This window comes from Shewanella sp. SW24 (genome assembly GCF_025653395.1).
In the GTDB taxonomy this organism is placed as follows: Bacteria; Pseudomonadota; Gammaproteobacteria; order Enterobacterales; family Shewanellaceae; genus Shewanella; species Shewanella oncorhynchi.
Genome location: NZ_JAKKSH010000002.1, coordinates 100,024 through 116,959, shown reverse-complemented (window position 1 = coordinate 116,959; position 16,936 = coordinate 100,024). Strand labels below are relative to the sequence as shown.

Below are 16,936 nucleotides of genomic sequence, written 5' to 3'. Positions count from 1 at the left end.
CCAAAGTAAATGGATAGCAAGGAAAGCGAAACAGGCCTAAGGGACGCAAGAAGCAACGAATTAAGATTTCAAGGTTGAAATCGCTGACGGTAGGAAAACTGTCATTCGCCTAGGATAGGCTAAGGAAAAGCAGGATTGCTTTTCAAGGATGATTAGGGACAGTGAGTTGTATCGTCAGGATGATGAATTTCAGGAAGAATACAGGACACGCTTAAGGATTAAGCATGAACTCGAAACAGGATGTGTCGAGATAAGGATAAAGTATAAGGGTGAACAGCTTGTACTAATCTATGGAAAATAAATTTTGCAGGATGCAATAGGAATACGTCATAGGAAGTGACAGGCTCTGTAAAAAGGATTTACAGGTCAAGGGACTGAGTGTTATCTCACGTAAGTTTGATACACAGGGACGAAAAGGAATTACAGGGACGACGCAGGACGCAAGTAGACGCATGGATGGTGCAGGGAGCACAAATCGAGCAGGACGGCTTACAAAGGATAAATGGGGCGCACTTTAGTTGCGCCCTTTTCTTTGGTTCATTTTCCGCATTAATCTGGCTTTGCCAAGCTATAACGCTATTCACGCTATAACGCTATTCACACAGACTTTATCTTCACGCTGCTTAAAGACATCTTGCCGTAAAACATGTTTACCAGTCTTACTTCTCTTATTGCCCAATGATTTACTCTGTGTTGACTGTGTTTTGGTCATGCGCCGAATGCTTGTCGAATTTTGAGCGATAGCGGTTTATGCATAAGTCCTTCAGGGGAGAACATCTAGCGCTTTGCTTGCTTTTGATTCGAATTGCCATCCTCCGTGTAAGAGATCTCTCACAAGTATGTAAGTAATTTGTAAGTCCAAAGGGTGGTTATGTCTCTGGGTTAGTTATTATTTTAATTTATATCAGTAGGTTAACCTGTTTGTTATCAATTGGGCTCACCATTTTTGTTAACATTTTAAATAATCCACAATGAGTACTTTCGTTGGTTGGCGTAGAATTCATCTTGTAGAAGGAATTGCGGGCAACAGGATGTTGGCGATCAGGATGATCGAACAGTGACTAAGGAATGTGACTTAAGGAAAGATAGGGATATAGGCCTTTCAGGATGAAAGAGAGCCAATACCAAGGAAGGGAGACTATCAAGGATTGATAGACTCATTGCATAGGATGGCAATGGCACAGGGAGTGCAATTGAATGGATGCAATACCCGTTTCATGGATGATGATGGAACCGCTCAGGAAAGAGCAAGCTTGGGACTGGATGACCAAGAGATAGGGAAGTACATGAGTACAAGGACCTCAAGGATTGAGCAGGGATGAAGCAGGACGCAGATTGACGCATGGATGGTGCAGGGAGCACAAAAATAGCGGGATAGCTTAACAGAGAATAGGAGGGCGTGGCTTTAGGGCCGCGCCCTTTCTTTTATAACTTTTACAGTGAGTTATTTTGCAGCACCAGAGAATAACTGATTATTCTCAATTCTGGCGAACAGCTTATTTGGGCATCATAGTCGATAATACTTAATGACACTTGCCTGAGCTACAGCCGCTTTGCGTACCACAACCGCCAAATTTCCCCTGCGCTGTCGGCGCCTCTTGCCATTCGGGCTCCGGGAAGATAGGCCATTCGATTTTTTGAATTTTCTTGCCTTGCATCCAAATATGGCCACTGTACTGGTTAATGCCGTCGGTGCTGAATTCAAATAAATATTTCGCTTTCCAACAAATCCCCGTGGTGCCGCCAATGCTAGGGCGGGCGGTTTCCATTGCTATGGCTAATAGTTGCACTTTTTGTCGCCAACATTCTTTTTCGGCAAAAATACGGCTCAACTCTGCCATTTGGCGTAACTGCCAAAAAAATGCGGCAATCACGACGAGGCCAATAATTAACAGTAAATCTGACATCATTTGCTAGCTGCCTTAAACAAACCACCTATGGCTTGTGATAGTTGAACACTTCGATTGGGATTTCTTAATTCGCCTAGTAGTTGATTGCGCAAACTAGGAATAGCCACAATATCAGCAAAGACCTGATTAAAAAAGGCTTGGGGCTGCAGTGCTAGGGCTTCTAAGTAAAGACTGCGACTTGAATCTTGTTTTAATACCGACCAGTTACGTCCGGCAATACTGATTAGGGCATTGGTATCTAAAGAGGCTTGGCCGTGTAGATGCTCAAACGCTTGTTGGCTGTGTTTGGCGCTAGAAGCCAAAGCTCGTAGGAAATAGGCTTGGTGCTCTGGGGCTGCATCTTGAAGTTTCGCGAGAATCTTATCGGCGAGTGTGTCGCTAATCAGCAAGTGTTCAAGGCATTGGCATAGGGCGATTTGCACTTCGATGGCGGCTGTATCAAAACTCAATACCAAGTGCTGCTCATGATCAAATTCTTTTGTGCGTACACACACATCGGCTATGCCTTGCATTCCAATATGTTGCCATTGTGATGGGGCAATTTGGCCTGACAGATATTGCACGGCAAACTCGTATTGTGATGAAGCGCGCTGGCCAAGTTGTTTACGAACGAGTGCGTTAAATACGGCAAGTTTTTCCTGGCTTGGCTTGAAATTAAACGGATTATTCGCGAGTCGTTCTTGCAGCTCATCACTGAGTGACTGAGTGGGATCTTGCCCTAATGCCGCTAATATCATTTCGATAAATTGTGAGCGCGGTGCAGGCGACAGTAATCCTTGCTCATCTAACGCCAGTTTTAGAAACCAAATAAAGTGTTGCTGGCTCGCATCCCAAAAGACAATAGCAAATTGTGCATGCCCTTGAATGGGATAAGGATAAGGGGCTGACAGAGATTCGATTTGGTGAAATGCGAGCATATCAATATGTTGCACCCTACGGCCAAGATCATACACTTGGAACTGGGTTTTGGCTGTGGTTAAAAACTGGCTTAAAGTAGTAATTTCAGTCATTTGGCTGCCATATCAATCAAAGAGGCTCAATAAATTGGCGCCATTATAGGGGGAAGTGCGTCTGGATGGTATGATTGCGGCACTTTAATCGACCTATTCAGCTTGTGGATTGTGGCAAGTTCCTCAATCACAATGGCTAATATGAGAATGGATCTGAAAGCTATGTTATACAGTCAAACCCAAGCTAAATTGGCTCAGATTACCCACGCGCTGCAAGCGGCCGAGTTGTGGTCTGAGCAAGCGCCTTCTGCCGCTGCAATGGCAAGCACAGCACCTTTTGCCTGTGATCTTATGCCCCTTGAGCAGTGGCTGCAGTTTATTTTGCTGCCTAGAATGCAGACTTTAATCGAAACGGGGGCGCCATTGCCGACTCAAATTGCGATTGCCCCTATGGCTGAACATGTTTGGCTGGATATGCCCCCGCGCCAAACTTTAATTAGCCTATTAAATGAATTGGATATGTTGTTAAATGAATCAAGATGATATCTGGCTTGAAACGCCTGAAAATGCAGTGAATGTATCCCAAGAGGATGATTCAGAAGAGCAGGCGCCTGAGATTGAAATTCTTTATGAAGATGAGCATTTAGTGGCAATTCATAAACCCGCAGGCTTATTGGTCCACCGCAGTTATTTAGCGCGTCGGGAGCGATTTTTTGCCATGCAGCTGACCCGTGATTTAGTGGGCTGTCATGTGTTTCCTGTACATCGTCTCGACAGGCCGACATCCGGCGTGCTCTTGTTTGCCAAGAGTAGTGAAGTGGCCAATGCTCTGTGTGAGCAATTTGCCTCCCATACGATTGAAAAACAATATTTGGCTTTAGTGCGCGGTAATATGCATGAGAGCGGTATTTTAGATTATGCGCTTAAGGTTGAGTTGGATGAATTAGGCGATAAGAATGCCGATCCCAATAAAGCAGCGCAGGAGGCTGTGACGGCGTATGAGCCACTACTCAATACTGAAATCCCGTATCAGTCAGGCCGATATCCCACTAGCCGGTTCGCACTGGTACGCTTGAGTCCTAAAACGGGGCGTAAGCATCAGCTTAGAAGGCATATGGCACATTTACGCCACCCCATCGTCGGTGATACCACCCATGGCGACGGTAAGCAAAATGCATTTTTTCGTGAGCATTTCGGTATTAATCGCCTGTGGCTTATCGCAAAAAAACTCACCTTTACACATCCAATAACTCAAACTCGGCTCAGCATAGAAACCGAGCTCGAGTCCGAGTGGGAAACCGTGTTTGCCGAGCTAGGTTGGGACGAGGCGACCTTGAGTCAGCAAGCTGAGTTATTCATCGCCCAAGAGGCGTGAACAGCAAGCGGCCAATGCTTGATATGGTGATATCAACTTAGCAGCGTGAATAAAATTAAGTGCATTCACTTTGCTTTGTTATTGAAACTAAAGTCATCGAATTTAAAACGAGGTGGATTGCTTAATCGAGGATTTGTGGCGTTTGTGCTGTTTGTGGCCGCAGCTCTTGCATCATAACGGCTAAGGTTGAGAATCCAGACGTGAGTGCAAGTGGCGATATGAGATTTTGCTGGGCGGAGTGGAAGTAGTTTTTACGTCGAATATGGGTTGTTTTATGGTGCTGTTTGAGGTGTTTTTGGCGGGTGGACTGTCGCATTAGATATTTTCTCACGCTCAATGGCTTGATTTATAAAAAATTTGCGCCTTAGCTTGCTCATACGCTGAACAATAAAGTAAGGTCAGCCTAATAAGGTTTGCAACGCGATGTGGAGTGTATCATGAAAAAGGTGAATCTGGTGTTTGGCACTGTATATGGTAGTGCACAATTTGCCGCTGAAACCCTAGAGAAAGAAATGCAAGTTTTAGGTTATGATGTCACATTGTGGCAACCTAATGAGGTAGCAAGCTTTATTCCTCCTCAGGATGAATTGTTAGTGGTGGTGACTTCGACGACCGGACAAGGGGACTTACCCGATGATATTCAGTCTTGGTACCATAATCTTAAACATCTAGCACCCTACTTACCTGAGCTTAGATACAGTGTGATAGCTCTAGGTGATTCAAGTTATGAGACTTTCTGCGGTGCAGGTAAGTCTGTAGATGCACTCTTGAGTGAACTTGGCGCTAAGCCGCTGGTGGAATTACTCGAAATTGATGCCTGTGAAACCATGGAACCTGAGGTTGAAGCGATAAAATGGCTAGAACGCTGGAATCAAGTCGTCAAAACCGAGCTCGTCGCTTAGGTAGTTTCGTCAATCTACAGTGGTTTAAATTTGCCCAGCGCTTAAGCCAAGCGCTGCTTATTCCTATTGCCATTTTACCCGCAGCTGGGGTTATGCTCGGCTTAACTGTTAGTCCGATTCCTTTTATGCCCGAAGAGCTGACAGTGCTGATGCTGGCGGTAGGTAAACTCATTTTCGCCATTATGCCGATGTTATTTGCCGTGGCTGTCGCTATTGGTTTTTGTCGCGATCAAGGCATTGCCGCCTTTTCGGCAGTGTTTGGTTATGGGGTGATGACGGCGACGTTAGCCGCACTGGCCGATTTGTATCGACTTCCAACCCAACCTTTATTAGGAATGGATACCTTAGATACTGGAATTGCAGGTGGCATGATGCTCGGTGGTATCACTTGCCTCGCAGTCCGTTGGAGTCAATATATTCGCTTGCCTGCGATTTTCTCTTTCTTCGAGGGACGTCGCAGTGCATCTTTACTTATTATTCCCCTAGCGATGAGCCTAGGTTATGTACTCGCCCATGTGTGGCCACCCTTAGCTTTATTGATTGAGCGCGTATCCGACTGGGCGGTTTATCAAAAACCAGCCATTGCTTTTGGCGTGTATGGCGCATTAGAGCGGTTACTTATTCCCCTTGGCTTACATCATATTTGGAATGCGCCTTTTTACTTAGAGGTGGGCCAATATCAGTTATTGGGGCATGAAGTCGTTCGTGGTGAGGTGGCGCGCTATTTAGCAGGCGATCCGCAGGCGGGAAACCTTGCCGGTGGTTATCTGATTAAAATGTGGGGATTACCGGCGGCTGCACTGGCAATGTGGCGCTGTGCTGATCCCTCAGAGCGGAATCGCGTGGCGGGTATTATGCTCTCGGCGGGGGCGGCCAGTTGGTTAACTGGGGTGACTGAACCTATCGAATTTGCTTTTATGTTTGTGGCGCCGATTCTATTTATTATTCACGCCTTACTCACTGGGCTCGCTTATTTTGTCTGTATTATGCTGGATATTCACCACAGCATAGTATTCTCTCAAGGGCTGGTGGACTTTACGCTGCTATTTCCATTGTCCCGTAATGCCAGCTGGTTTATTTTCCTTGGGCCTTTAACCGCCATAATATATTACCTGTTGTTTAGACTGAGTATTTTAGCCTTTAATTTGAAAACTCCCGGTAGGCTTGAGCATAACGACAGTAAAGGACCTAAAGAAAGTTTACGGGCGATTATTGCGGCGCTCGGCGGGCGTGAAAATATCGTTGAACTTAATGCTTGTTTGACACGGTTACGCTTGAGCGTGCACAAGCCTGAGTTAGTCAATAAGGTGCGTTTGAGTCAGTTGGGTGCTAAGGGCGTGATTGTTATGGGCAAAGGTGTGCAGGTGGTTTATGGCACTAAGGCCGAAACCTTGCGTAAAGTATTGCAGCGTTACTTAGATACTCGCCGCTAGGATTGTGTTTTTACAAAATTAACTGCTTAATTTTTACATTTTATTGATTCAAGCCTCTGAAATATCATTTTTATTTTCGCATTATAGGGTTTTCATACTGTTCAGCATGATTTGCTATGGCAAACTCGATGTAGGGACAATATAGGAGAGCCAACTTTGCAACAAATGACTGAAACTCGCAGTAATACTTCGCCATCCATGGAACGTAAAATCTTACTGACGGATTGCGCCGATGCCCAAGGCCTTATCGCCAAAATCACCAGTGTTTGTTTTACCCATAAATTGAATATCATTAAAAACAGTGAGTTTGTGGATAATGCCCAAGGGCGTTTCTTTATGCGAACTGAGTTAGAGGGCATTTTTAACAGCGAACAGTTATTGCAGGATCTGCGTGACGTACTGCCTACGCAAAATCATATGACGTTAGTTAGCGCGGGTAAAAAACGCATTGTGGTGTTAGTCACAAAGGAAGCACACTGTTTAGGCGATTTGTTAATGAAAGCCTATTACGGTGGTTTAAGTGTCGAGATTGCCGCTGTGGTGGGTAACCATGATGCACTACGTGAATTGGCAGAGAAGTTTAACATCCCTTTTCATCTGGTGAGTCACGAAGGCTTAGACCGAATTCAACACGAGCAAGCACTGTTGGCTGCGGTATCTCAATACGAACCCGATTATTTAGTCTTGGCTAAGTATATGCGGGTATTAACGCCTGATTTTGTGGCGCAATATCCTAATCGCATCATCAACATCCATCATTCTTTTTTACCTGCTTTTATCGGTGCAGCACCCTATCGCCAAGCCTGGGAGCGCGGGGTGAAAATTATCGGTGCGACGGCGCATTTTGTGAATAATTGCCTCGATGAAGGGCCGATCATTAAACAAGACGTCATTCCCGTCGACCACAGTTATAGCGCCTTAGAAATGGCACGTGCTGGGCGCGATGTTGAAAAGAGTGTATTGAGTAAAGCGCTGCAATTAGTGCTCAACGAACAAGTGGTCGTGTACGGCAATAAAACGATCGTTTTCTAAGATGTAGGTGAGTCGTGGCAATGGCATGACATTCAGCGGCGTTTATTTTAACCCGCGTTTGTCATGAAATCAGCTATCATTATGTTTATTGGAGATTTTATAGTGCTCACATTGGGGTGAACATAGCGGTATAGTGTATTGCCCATGCTCGAATTACAGGTCGGAGTGCTGGATGTCAACTCGTCAAAGCCTTATCGTTGGAATGAAAGACTTGCCCGATAGTTTGAATTTATCTTGGGCACAGCTAGATGAGCAGTTTTGTGTGCTACGGATGAGCCAAGCCTTTTACAGCCGTTGCAAACGCTCTGCGGCGCAAATCATTAATCAACCCATTAGCCAATTGTTTAGTGCTTTTAATGCTGAACTATGCGCCGATATAGTGAGGCGACGCGGCCAAGAAATAGGTTTTCAATTACAAGATCATCGCGGCATACGTGTGCATCTCGCGCTGCATTCTTTGCCTGAAATGGGATGGTACTTGATTCTATCCGACATCAATTTTGAAGATCCGCAGATGAAGGAGTTGCACTCGGATTATCGTCGAGCGATTCAAGCCAGCGATGCTTGGCTGCAACACATTGAAGATGTGATTAAATCCTCCCAAGAAGAAGTATTTAAAGTCGCAGTTTCTAAGGCTATGTCGCTCACTGGCAGTCGATATGGCTTTATTCTGTTGCATAACGAAAAGTTAAAAACACTCACACTTGCTGCGCGTTCTGAGTATCCCCATGCAGAGGCTAATCAAGCCGATTTTGTTGAAGATAATACCCAAGTGTCAGAACTTGAAAGCCGCGTATGGCTCGAATGTGTGCGAGATTATAAGCCGATCATCCAAAATCAAACCGACTCCCAAAGGCGCTTAGGGGATTTGCCCTTAGATAAACTGCTACTTGGAGGGCGTTACTTGGCGGTGCCGATTTTATTTCGCAGTCGCTTAGTGGGCATGCTGTGCGTGGTCGACCGTAACGAGCCTTATAGTCGTAATGATGCGAGATCATTACTGACTTTTGCCAGCATTTTATGGCACAGCATTGAACTACCACGCACATTGCGCGCGGTATCCCGCCAGTCCAAAATCATTAAAGCGCAAAAAGAGCAATTATCTCAATCGTTAACCCAGCTTATTAGTGCTATTTCTGAGGCATTAGAACTGAAAGATGCCTATACCGCAGGGCATCAAAAGTCGGTGGCGCAATTAAGTTATTTGATTGGTGAGAAATTAGGTTTAGACCCGCTGCGTTTAGAAGGGCTGAAGATTGGTGCCTTAGTTCATGATATCGGCAAGTTAGCGATTCCATCGCAGATCTTGACAAAACCGTCAAAACTTTCAAAAGAAGAATACGCATTAATACAGACTCATCCACTCCATGGTGCTGAAATTATTGAGGATGTGGAGTTTCCTTGGCCCATTAAAGAGATGATTTTACAGCATCATGAGCGACTCGATGGCTCAGGTTATCCCGCGGGCTTAAAGGATAAGGCGATTTTATATGAGGCGAAAATTATTGCCGTCGCCGATGTTGCCGATTCGATATTGTCCCATAGGCCTTATCGCCCATCGTTAGGGCTGGAGAAAATGACTGAAGTATTGCGTGCGGGTAAAGGGACACTTTTTGACACTGAGATAGTCGAAACCTGTTTAGCGATTTTGATTAATCGAGAGTTGAGTATTAGCGATCATATCGGCGCTGCGCCGCTTGAACCTTTAGTCACGATTTCACTCGACCATGAGTTAGTTGATATTAAGCGTTTACTTACGACTGCCCATGCTAAGGTGGCCGTGGTATTGGATGAGCAACATAAGATACTTGGGGTGATCACGAGTCGCTTACTGGAACATTGGTTTAGCCCATTACTTGGCACTGCAGCTGAGCGTGAACTGGATAGGGCATCACTGCATAAAAAAGCCCATCAGATCATGGAGCATTCAGTGCCTATTATCAGTGAGGTGGCCACATCGGAAGATGCATTACTGCAGTTGAATTTACTAGACTCAGAATATCTTGTGGTGGTGAACAAAGCGCAGCAGCCATTGGGGATTATCGGCTGGCGGGCCATTGCCATGACGAGAAATGCATTCCGTGAGGTAGAGCGTTTGATTTAATTGCTTTATTAGACAGTTATTATAAAGCTGGGCAGTGATCGCTTAATCGTAGGTTAAATAGTTCTGATAATAAAAAAGATGCCCTTAGGCATCTTTTTTATGGAACTCATGTTATCGAACGAATGCTGTGACTGTTAATCAACAATACGCAGTAATTCGTTGATACCCACTTTACTACGGGTTTTTGCATCGACTTTCTTAACGATAATAGCGGCATAGAGGCTGTACTTGCCACAGGCTGATGGCAGGTTGCCAGAAACGACAACAGAGCCTGCTGGTACACGACCGTAATGCACTTCGCCGGTTTCGCGATCATAAATTCGAGTGCTTTGGCCGATATACACGCCCATGGAAATCACTGAGCCTTCTTCAACCACAACGCCTTCAACAATCTCAGAACGCGCACCGATAAAGCAGTTATCTTCGATGATGGTTGGGCCCGCTTGCAATGGCTCAAGTACGCCACCAATACCTACGCCGCCAGATAAATGCACATTTTTACCGATTTGTGCACATGAGCCAACGGTCGCCCAAGTATCAACCATAGTGCCTTCATCAACATAAGCACCTAAGTTCACATAAGATGGCATCAACACGGTATTTTTACCTATGAATGAGCCTTTACGCACTGTAGCCGAAGGCACCACGCGAATGGCTTCCGCTTTAAAGCGAGCTTCATCATATTCGGCAAATTTTAACGGCACTTTATCGAAGTATTTGGTTTCGGCGCCATCGATAACCACGTTATCGAAAATACGGAAGGACAGTAATACCGCCTTTTTCAGCCACTGGTGTACGTGCCATTGTCCGTCGATTTTCTCGGCGACACGGACTTCACCTTTATCGAGCATATTGATGACATTTTGCACATCGCTGCGCACACCTGCGTCAACTGTGCTTGGTGTGATGTCGGCGCGTGCTTCAAAAGCCGCCTCAATACGTTGGCGTAAAGCCTCCATTTACTTCTCCCACTGGTCTCGTTAATTAACTGATTCGATATTCTTTGCACTCAGGGCACTGATTAAAGCGTCCCTGAGGGTATTCTCTTGGTTTTCGTTAAGTTGCAAGCCGTCATTGGTCTGCAGCATAAAAAAGTCTTCGGCTCGCTCACCAATGGTGGTGATTTTGGCCGCGAGTAATGTTGTGTTGCAACGGTAAAAGATATCCCCAACTTTTGCCAGTAATCCTGGCGAATCTAAGGCGATAAGCTCCATCATACTTGTACCATGACGACTGCTTTCGAGGAAACTCACTTGTGTCGGCACATTAAAAGGTTTCATCTTGCGCGATAGTTTTCTAAAGCGCGGCAGTTTTGGACTGTCGCTCGACAGGGCTTTCTCAAGCGCTTTACGGATACTTTGAATGCGTGAAAGCTGGCTAACGGGCTCACCATCCTGCTCTAAGATCACAAAGGTATCGAGAGCATAATTATCTTTTGACGTCATGATGTTGGCATCATGGACGTTGATATTTTTATTGTCGAGTACCGCCATCACAGTTGCGAACAATTTAGGTCTGTCTTGGCAATAGACAAATAGCTCAGTACCACCACGGGTGGTGTGTTTGGACACTAAGACTAAGGGCTCATCCTGTTGTTTGTGCTTTAAAATCGCTTCGGCGTGCCACGCGACTTGATTTGGCTGGTGGCGTAAAAAGTAATCTGCCTTAAAACGTTGCCACAGGGCATCGAGATCTTTCTCTTTCAATCCGCGGCGCAGCAGTTCTTTTTTTGCCTTGGCTTGGTATTCACGCACTCTGGCACGAATATCGACGGGTTTTTCTTTACCGCGGGCGAGCACTCTTTGGGTCGAAAAGTACAAGTCGCGTAGCAGTGAGCCTTTCCAGTTGTTCCAGGTTTTTTCGTTGGTGGCGCAGATATCGGCGACGGTTAAGCAGTACAGATAGCTTAAATGCACGGCATCGCGGACTTTATTGGCAAAGTCGGCCACCACATCGGGATCGGAAATATCACGGCGCTGGGCGGTGACAGACATCACCAAGTGATTCTCAACCAGCCAAGCGACTAGACGGCCATCGTGATCATTTAATCCATGCAGCTTACAAAAGGCGAGGGCATCGCTGCTGCCAAGTTTACTGTGATCGCCACCGCGGCCTTTGGCGATATCATGGAAGATAGCGCCTAATACGAGTAAACCTTTTTTAGGCAGTTGGTTGATGAGAATCGAGCCTAAGGGAAATTCTTCTTTTTGTTCGGCTTGGGAAAAACGCTCGATATTGAGCAGTAATCTGTGGGTGTGTTCATCGACCGTATAGGCGTGGAACAGGTCGAACTGCATCTGGCCTTCAATATTTCGCCATGCGGGTAGATAGGCCGATAACACACCGTGTTTATGCATTAAAGACAAAGCAACAATGCCGCGAGGGTGGCGCAGAATTTCCATAAAGGCTTGGCGACAAAGCGGGTTTTCTTGCAAGGCTTGCGGTTGGGCGCGTCTTGCTCGGCGCAGCGAACGCAGCGTTGGTGCGTAGATACCTTTGATGTTGGAGTTTTTAGCGACTAACAAAAACAGCCGGACAATTTCTTCGCCGCTATCGAAAAGATCATCGCTTAGCGCTTCAATAAAAGTGCCGCGGCGCTGGTAGTGTTTATCTATCGATTGAATTTCTAAAGCTTTTGTATGGCCCAATGTTGCCCGTTTAAACAGCTGCAGCAACATTTCGTTTAGCTCCATCACTCGGCGTACCGTTCGATAGTAACGTTTCATCATTTGCTCAACAGCAAGCTGGGTGGCGTCTTCATACCCCATAAGCTCGGCAACTTGGCGTTGTACATCAAAGAGTAAGCGATTTTCATCGCGACCGACCACCATGTGCAGGGCAAAGCGTAACTTCCACAAAAAGTGCTGACATTCGAGCAGCTCTTCTAATTCACCGGGCTCTAAAAAGTCGTATTGGACTAATTCTTCGAGGCGAGCGGCGCCAAAGTGACGCATGGCTACCCAAGCAATGGTTTGAATATCCCTAAGACCACCGGGACAACTCTTGATATTGGGTTCTAAATCGAAGGCACTGGCTCTGGCATGGCGGGCATTTTGCTCATCCCGTTTTGCGATAAAAAAATCGCTTGAAGTCCAAAAGTCACTCTGACGAATCGCATCATAAAGTTGATCGAATAAAAATTCGGGCCCTTCGAGCAATCGTGCCTCTAACAGGTTGGTGGCTATGGTGATGTCTTCACGGCCGAGGATAATCGTGTCGTTTAACGTACGGACACTGTGGCCGATTTCCAGATTGGCATCCCACAGAAAGGCAATAAACTGACTGAGTGCCGCTTCGGCGGCGGGTGACAAGATATCATTAAACAGGAACAGCAAGTCGACATCCGAGTGGGGATGCAGCTCCCCACGGCCATAGCCGCCCACGGCAATCAAGGCAATATTATATTCCCTTAGACCGTGCTGTTCCCAAGCTTGCTTGACAAGGGCATCGACAAATTGACAGCGCTGCGTGACGAGCTCTTCAATCGGGGTTTTAGCCTTAAAACTGGCCAAAAGAATCTGATTCTGTTCGATTAATGATTGTTTAGCGAGCAGAGCTATATTCATCGAGTCCCTTGTTTTTATGCTTGTTAGTGTGGCCTATCGCTCGTGATTGATGATACGTGGGAAATCCTCATCCTCACGCAGGGTAAGTACTTCAACCCCTTTTTCAGTCACCAGTAAGGTATGTTCCCACTGGGCTGAATTTTTACCATCGGAGGTCGTTACCGTCCACTTATCATCGCGATCGAGTATGGTCGTGTGGCGACCAGCATTGATCATAGGTTCAATGGTGAAACACATGCCTGGGCGTAATACTGTGTTATCGCCGTTACGGTAATGCATAACCTGAGGTTCTTCATGGAAACCCGAGCCAATACCGTGGCCACAATAATCTTGCACGATGGAATATTTCTCAAGGCCTGTTTTACTTGCTTTGATGAATTTTTCGATAGTATTGCCGATTTCACCCAGTTTTAAACCTGGACGAACCTTACGAATAGCTAAATACAGGCTTTCTTGCGCGATGCGGCACAGACGTTTGTCCTTCGCACTCACTTCACCGATTAAAAACATCATCGAGGTATCGCCATGATAACCGTCTTTAATCACTGTGATGTCGATATTGAGGATATCGCCTTCTTTCAATGGTGGGTTGTCGTTTGGAATGCCGTGGCAAATCACATGGTTTACAGAAGTACAAATGGATTTGGGAAAACCATGGTAGTTAAGCGGCGCCGAAATCGCACCTTGCTCTTCGGTATATTTGGCGCAGAGGTCATTGAGCTCATTGGTGGTCACGCCCGGTTTAACATGCGGCGCGATCATTTCTAATACCTGTGCGGCTAGTTTGCCCGCAGCACGCATTTTTTCAATTTCTTCAGCGGTCTTGATGACTATACTCATTGCGTTTTCTCTTGTGTCTTTAATGTCTGTTGGCCACGCAACCTAATGCAAAAATTTGTGCTTTAGGGCTATTTATGGTATAAAGCGCGCCGTTATGTTTAAGTCTTGATGAATTGTCCAAGCCAGCTTTTGCGCTGCTTTGATACTTGCAAGACTAAAGATGGCGGCCATTATACATGGCTATTTGTCTAAATACTAAATCACACACGTGTCGACACATTCTTCGGGGTGCCCTCAGTTGTTATATAAGGGGTCGAAGACATGGGATACGTGGAGGTCTAACCCCCTAAATTTTAAGGTAATAGAAATGACTACAGTTTCAATGCGCGATATGCTTCAGGCCGGTGTCCACTTCGGTCACCAAACCCGTTACTGGAACCCAAAAATGAAGCCATTCATTTTCGGTGCTCGCAACGGTGTTCACATCATCAACCTTGAGCATACTGTGCCAATGTTCAATGAAGCGCTAGCTTTCATCAGCAACGTAGCTTCAAAGAAAGGTAAAGTATTATTCGTTGGTACTAAACGTGCTGCTGGCGAAGCGATCAAAGAAGCTGCTCTGTCTTGTGACCAGTACTATGTTGATCACCGCTGGTTAGGCGGTATGCTGACTAACTGGAAAACCGTTCGTCAGTCAATCAAACGTCTGAAAGAACTGGAAAGCCAATCAGTAGACGGTACTTTCGACAAGCTGACCAAGAAAGAAGCGCTGATGCGTACTCGTGAGCTTGAAAAGCTGGAAAAATCTTTAGGTGGTATTAAAAACATGGGCGGCCTGCCAGACGTATTATTCGTCATTGGTGCTGACCATGAGCATATCGCTATTAAAGAAGCTAACAACCTGGGTATCCCTGTTGTTGCAGTTGTTGATACTAACTCTGCGCCAGATGGTGTTAACTACATCGTTCCTGGTAACGACGACGCTATGCGTGCTATCCGCCTGTACACTTCTTCTGTTGCTGCTGCTGCAAAAGCTGGCCGTGGTCAAGATTTGGCTGTTCAAGCTGAGCAAGACGGTTTCGTAGAAGCCGAATAATAATAAGGCGGGATGATTATCATCACCCTTATTAACCAAGATTTTTGATTGGTTAACAGGGGCCATTCGGCCCCTGTTTTATATCTGCAAATTAGTCGATTTTTTATAGAGGATTTAACAATGGCAATTACTGCTGCCCAAGTTAAAGAACTGCGCGACCGTACTGGCGCAGGCATGATGGATTGTAAAAACGCTCTGACAGAAGCTAACGGCGACATGGAGTTAGCAATTGACAACATGCGTAAGTCTGGCGCTGCTAAAGCGGCTAAAAAAGCGGGTAACATCGCTGCTGACGGTACAATTCTGATCAAGAATGGCGAAGGTTTCGCTGCGCTATTAGAAGTTAACTGTCAAACTGACTTCGTTGCTAAAGATTCAAACTTCTTAGCATTCGCGAACGCAGTATTAGATGCTGCTGCAGCATCTAAAGTGACTCTTGAAGATTTAAAAGCACAGTTCGAAGATGCACGCGTTGCATTGGTAACTAAAATCGGTGAAAACATCAACATTCGTCGTGTTGAGTACATCGATGGTGCAAACCTATCTTCATACCGTCACGGTGAGCGCATTGGCGTTGTTGTTGCCGGTGAAGCTGACGAAGAAACCTTAAAGCACATCGCAATGCACGTTGCTGCTTCTAAGCCTGAATACGTGAACCCAGAAGATGTTCCTGCAGAAATTGTTGCAAGAGAACAAGCTCTGCAAATCGAAATGTCAATGAACGAAGGCAAATCGGCAGAGATCGCTGAGAAGATGGTTCTTGGTCGTATGAAGAAGTTTACCGGTGAGATTTCTCTGACTGGTCAAGCTTACATCATGGAACCAAAGAAAACTGTTGGCGAAATTCTGAAAGAGAAAGGCGCTAAAGTCACTAACTTCATTCGTTTAGAAGTGGGTGAAGGTATTGAGAAGAAAGAAGAAGATTTCGCGGCTGAAGTTGCTGCTCAAATCGCTGCTTCTAAAAAGGCTTAATCGCCAACGCTAAATACCCCCAAGACCGCGGCAATAGCTGCGGTCTTGTTATGACCAGGATAAAAATTATGAGCACCAATCCAAAACCCGCATTTAGACGCATTCTTCTTAAATTAAGTGGCGAAGCACTGATGGGCGACGAAGGCTTCGGCATCGACCCTAAAGTATTAGATCGCATGGCTCAGGAAGTGAAAGAGCTGGTTGAGCTGGGTATTCAGGTGGGTGTGGTTATTGGTGGTGGTAATCTGTTTCGCGGTGAAGGCCTAGCAAAAGCAGGCATGAACCGTGTGGTGGGCGATCACATGGGTATGCTGGCAACGGTTATGAACGGCTTGGCAATGCGAGACGCCCTGCACCGTGCCTATGTTAATGCTCGTCTGATGTCAGCTATCCCGTTAAAGGGTGTGTGTGATGATTACAATTGGGCTGAAGCGATCAGCTTGCTAAAATCTGGCCGAGTGGTTATTTTTGCTGCCGGTACAGGTAATCCTTTCTGCACGACCGATTCTGCGGCCTGTTTACGCGGCATTGAAATCGAAGCTGAAGTCGTATTGAAAGGCACTAAAGTCGACGGTGTATACTCCGAAGACCCAATGAAGAACCCAGACGCCGTTAAGTATGATGAAGTGACTTATGCGGAAATTCTGGAAAAAGAATTAAAAGTAATGGACTTAGCCGCCTTTACTATGGCGCGTGATCACGACATGCCTATTTTAGTCTTCAACATGAACAAGCCCGGCGCTCTACGCCGCGTTATCATGGGTGAAGAAGAAGGCACGCTGATCAGAGCGAAAAAAGTTATTTAATGACCAAGAA

Annotated in this window: 15 protein-coding genes; 9 read left to right on the top strand and 6 right to left on the bottom strand. The window is 45.9% G+C overall.

Translation table 11 applies throughout. The features are described from left to right. Positions 1–1,523 precede the first annotated feature (1,523 nt). Both L5M17_RS02415 and L5M17_RS02410 read right to left on the bottom strand, forming a co-directional pair. Entirely contained in the window at positions 1,524–1,910 is a 387-nt protein-coding gene (locus tag L5M17_RS02415) for a DUF3301 domain-containing protein (RefSeq protein WP_006080967.1), read from the bottom strand. Continuing rightward, positions 1,907–2,920: a DUF3549 family protein gene (locus L5M17_RS02410; protein ID WP_263144954.1), complete on the bottom strand. Its 1,014-nt coding sequence runs from the start codon at positions 2,918–2,920 to the stop codon at positions 1,907–1,909. The genes L5M17_RS02415 and L5M17_RS02410 overlap by 4 nt, the downstream gene beginning before the upstream one ends. 162 nt (positions 2,921–3,082) lie before the next feature. Here L5M17_RS02410 and L5M17_RS02405 point away from each other — a divergent pair, with 162 nt between their 5' ends. Further along, positions 3,083–3,403, top strand: a complete 321-nt coding sequence (locus tag L5M17_RS02405; RefSeq protein ID WP_028760615.1) for a YqcC family protein — start codon at positions 3,083–3,085, stop codon at positions 3,401–3,403. After that, positions 3,390–4,235 carry a tRNA pseudouridine(65) synthase TruC gene (gene truC, locus L5M17_RS02400; protein ID WP_263144951.1) on the top strand — a complete coding sequence of 282 codons (846 nt, stop codon included), beginning with the start codon at positions 3,390–3,392 and terminating at the stop codon, positions 4,233–4,235. Before L5M17_RS02405 ends, truC begins: the two co-directional genes overlap by 14 nt. Positions 4,236–4,356: 121 nt before the next feature. Here the strand turns inward: truC and L5M17_RS02395 are convergent, their stop codons facing one another. Beyond that, positions 4,357–4,551 carry a hypothetical protein gene (locus L5M17_RS02395; protein ID WP_263144950.1) on the bottom strand — a complete coding sequence of 65 codons (195 nt, stop codon included), beginning with the start codon at positions 4,549–4,551 and terminating at the stop codon, positions 4,357–4,359. Positions 4,552–4,672: 121 nt separating this feature from the next. On the opposite strand from L5M17_RS02395, the gene L5M17_RS02390 reads away from it, so the two are divergent. The 4 genes from L5M17_RS02390 (at position 4,673) to L5M17_RS02375 (ending at position 9,706) form a co-directional block, all read left to right on the top strand. Then, positions 4,673–5,137, top strand: coding sequence for a flavodoxin (locus L5M17_RS02390; RefSeq protein WP_113938961.1), 465 nt, complete (start codon positions 4,673–4,675; stop codon positions 5,135–5,137). Beyond that, positions 5,089–6,570 (top strand): PTS transporter subunit EIIC, encoded by a 1,482-nt coding sequence (locus tag L5M17_RS02385; protein WP_113938960.1) that lies wholly within the window; start codon positions 5,089–5,091, stop codon positions 6,568–6,570. The genes L5M17_RS02390 and L5M17_RS02385 overlap by 49 nt, the downstream gene beginning before the upstream one ends. Before the next feature lie 165 nt (positions 6,571–6,735). After that, positions 6,736–7,602: a formyltetrahydrofolate deformylase gene (purU, locus tag L5M17_RS02380; protein WP_263138433.1), complete on the top strand. Its 867-nt coding sequence runs from the start codon at positions 6,736–6,738 to the stop codon at positions 7,600–7,602. Between the two features lie 172 nt (positions 7,603–7,774). After that, positions 7,775–9,706, top strand: a complete 1,932-nt coding sequence (locus L5M17_RS02375; protein ID WP_263144947.1) for an HD domain-containing phosphohydrolase — start codon at positions 7,775–7,777, stop codon at positions 9,704–9,706. A gap of 134 nt (positions 9,707–9,840) precedes the next feature. Here L5M17_RS02375 and dapD read toward each other — a convergent pair whose 3' ends face one another. Genes dapD through map form a run of 3 tightly spaced genes read right to left on the bottom strand, consistent with a single transcriptional unit; the run spans position 9,841 to position 14,136 of the window. Then, complete coding sequence (gene dapD / locus L5M17_RS02370) at positions 9,841–10,665, bottom strand: 2,3,4,5-tetrahydropyridine-2,6-dicarboxylate N-succinyltransferase (protein ID WP_028760609.1); 825 nt, start codon at positions 10,663–10,665, stop codon at positions 9,841–9,843. Positions 10,666–10,686: 21 nt separating this feature from the next. Then, positions 10,687–13,272: a bifunctional uridylyltransferase/uridylyl-removing protein GlnD gene (gene glnD / locus L5M17_RS02365; RefSeq protein WP_131523804.1), complete on the bottom strand. Its 2,586-nt coding sequence runs from the start codon at positions 13,270–13,272 to the stop codon at positions 10,687–10,689. Between the two features lie 33 nt (positions 13,273–13,305). Continuing rightward, positions 13,306–14,136, bottom strand: coding sequence for a type I methionyl aminopeptidase (map, locus tag L5M17_RS02360; protein ID WP_226058787.1), 831 nt, complete (start codon positions 14,134–14,136; stop codon positions 13,306–13,308). A gap of 283 nt (positions 14,137–14,419) precedes the next feature. Between map and rpsB the strand changes: the two genes are divergently transcribed. From rpsB to pyrH, 3 genes are all read left to right on the top strand, one after another. Continuing rightward, positions 14,420–15,148, top strand: coding sequence for a 30S ribosomal protein S2 (gene rpsB / locus L5M17_RS02355; RefSeq protein ID WP_028760607.1), 729 nt, complete (start codon positions 14,420–14,422; stop codon positions 15,146–15,148). A 120-nt stretch (positions 15,149–15,268) separates the two neighbouring features. Next, positions 15,269–16,120 carry a translation elongation factor Ts gene (gene tsf / locus L5M17_RS02350; RefSeq protein WP_028760606.1) on the top strand — a complete coding sequence of 284 codons (852 nt, stop codon included), beginning with the start codon at positions 15,269–15,271 and terminating at the stop codon, positions 16,118–16,120. Positions 16,121–16,188: 68 nt separating this feature from the next. Beyond that, positions 16,189–16,926: a UMP kinase gene (pyrH, locus tag L5M17_RS02345; protein ID WP_006080981.1), complete on the top strand. Its 738-nt coding sequence runs from the start codon at positions 16,189–16,191 to the stop codon at positions 16,924–16,926. The last annotated feature ends 10 nt before the right edge of the window (positions 16,927–16,936 follow it).

What these genes read in the sequence shown, in the direction of transcription:
- purU (WP_263138433.1), top strand. Translation starts at nt 6,736, where the DNA reads ATGACTGAAACTCGCAGTAATACTTCGCCATCCATGGAACGTAAAATC.
- truC (WP_263144951.1), top strand. Translation starts at nt 3,390, where the DNA reads ATGAATCAAGATGATATCTGGCTTGAAACGCCTGAAAATGCAGTGAAT.
- L5M17_RS02385 (WP_113938960.1), top strand. Translation starts at nt 5,089, where the DNA reads ATGGCTAGAACGCTGGAATCAAGTCGTCAAAACCGAGCTCGTCGCTTA.
- L5M17_RS02415 (WP_006080967.1), bottom strand. Translation starts at nt 1,910, where the DNA reads ATGATGTCAGATTTACTGTTAATTATTGGCCTCGTCGTGATTGCCGCA.
- L5M17_RS02375 (WP_263144947.1), top strand. Translation starts at nt 7,775, where the DNA reads ATGTCAACTCGTCAAAGCCTTATCGTTGGAATGAAAGACTTGCCCGAT.
- L5M17_RS02405 (WP_028760615.1), top strand. Translation starts at nt 3,083, where the DNA reads ATGTTATACAGTCAAACCCAAGCTAAATTGGCTCAGATTACCCACGCG.
- L5M17_RS02390 (WP_113938961.1), top strand. Translation starts at nt 4,673, where the DNA reads ATGAAAAAGGTGAATCTGGTGTTTGGCACTGTATATGGTAGTGCACAA.
- L5M17_RS02395 (WP_263144950.1), bottom strand. Translation starts at nt 4,551, where the DNA reads ATGCGACAGTCCACCCGCCAAAAACACCTCAAACAGCACCATAAAACA.
- tsf (WP_028760606.1), top strand. Translation starts at nt 15,269, where the DNA reads ATGGCAATTACTGCTGCCCAAGTTAAAGAACTGCGCGACCGTACTGGC.
- pyrH (WP_006080981.1), top strand. Translation starts at nt 16,189, where the DNA reads ATGAGCACCAATCCAAAACCCGCATTTAGACGCATTCTTCTTAAATTA.
- rpsB (WP_028760607.1), top strand. Translation starts at nt 14,420, where the DNA reads ATGACTACAGTTTCAATGCGCGATATGCTTCAGGCCGGTGTCCACTTC.
- dapD (WP_028760609.1), bottom strand. Translation starts at nt 10,665, where the DNA reads ATGGAGGCTTTACGCCAACGTATTGAGGCGGCTTTTGAAGCACGCGCC.
- L5M17_RS02410 (WP_263144954.1), bottom strand. Translation starts at nt 2,920, where the DNA reads ATGACTGAAATTACTACTTTAAGCCAGTTTTTAACCACAGCCAAAACC.
- glnD (WP_131523804.1), bottom strand. Translation starts at nt 13,272, where the DNA reads ATGAATATAGCTCTGCTCGCTAAACAATCATTAATCGAACAGAATCAG.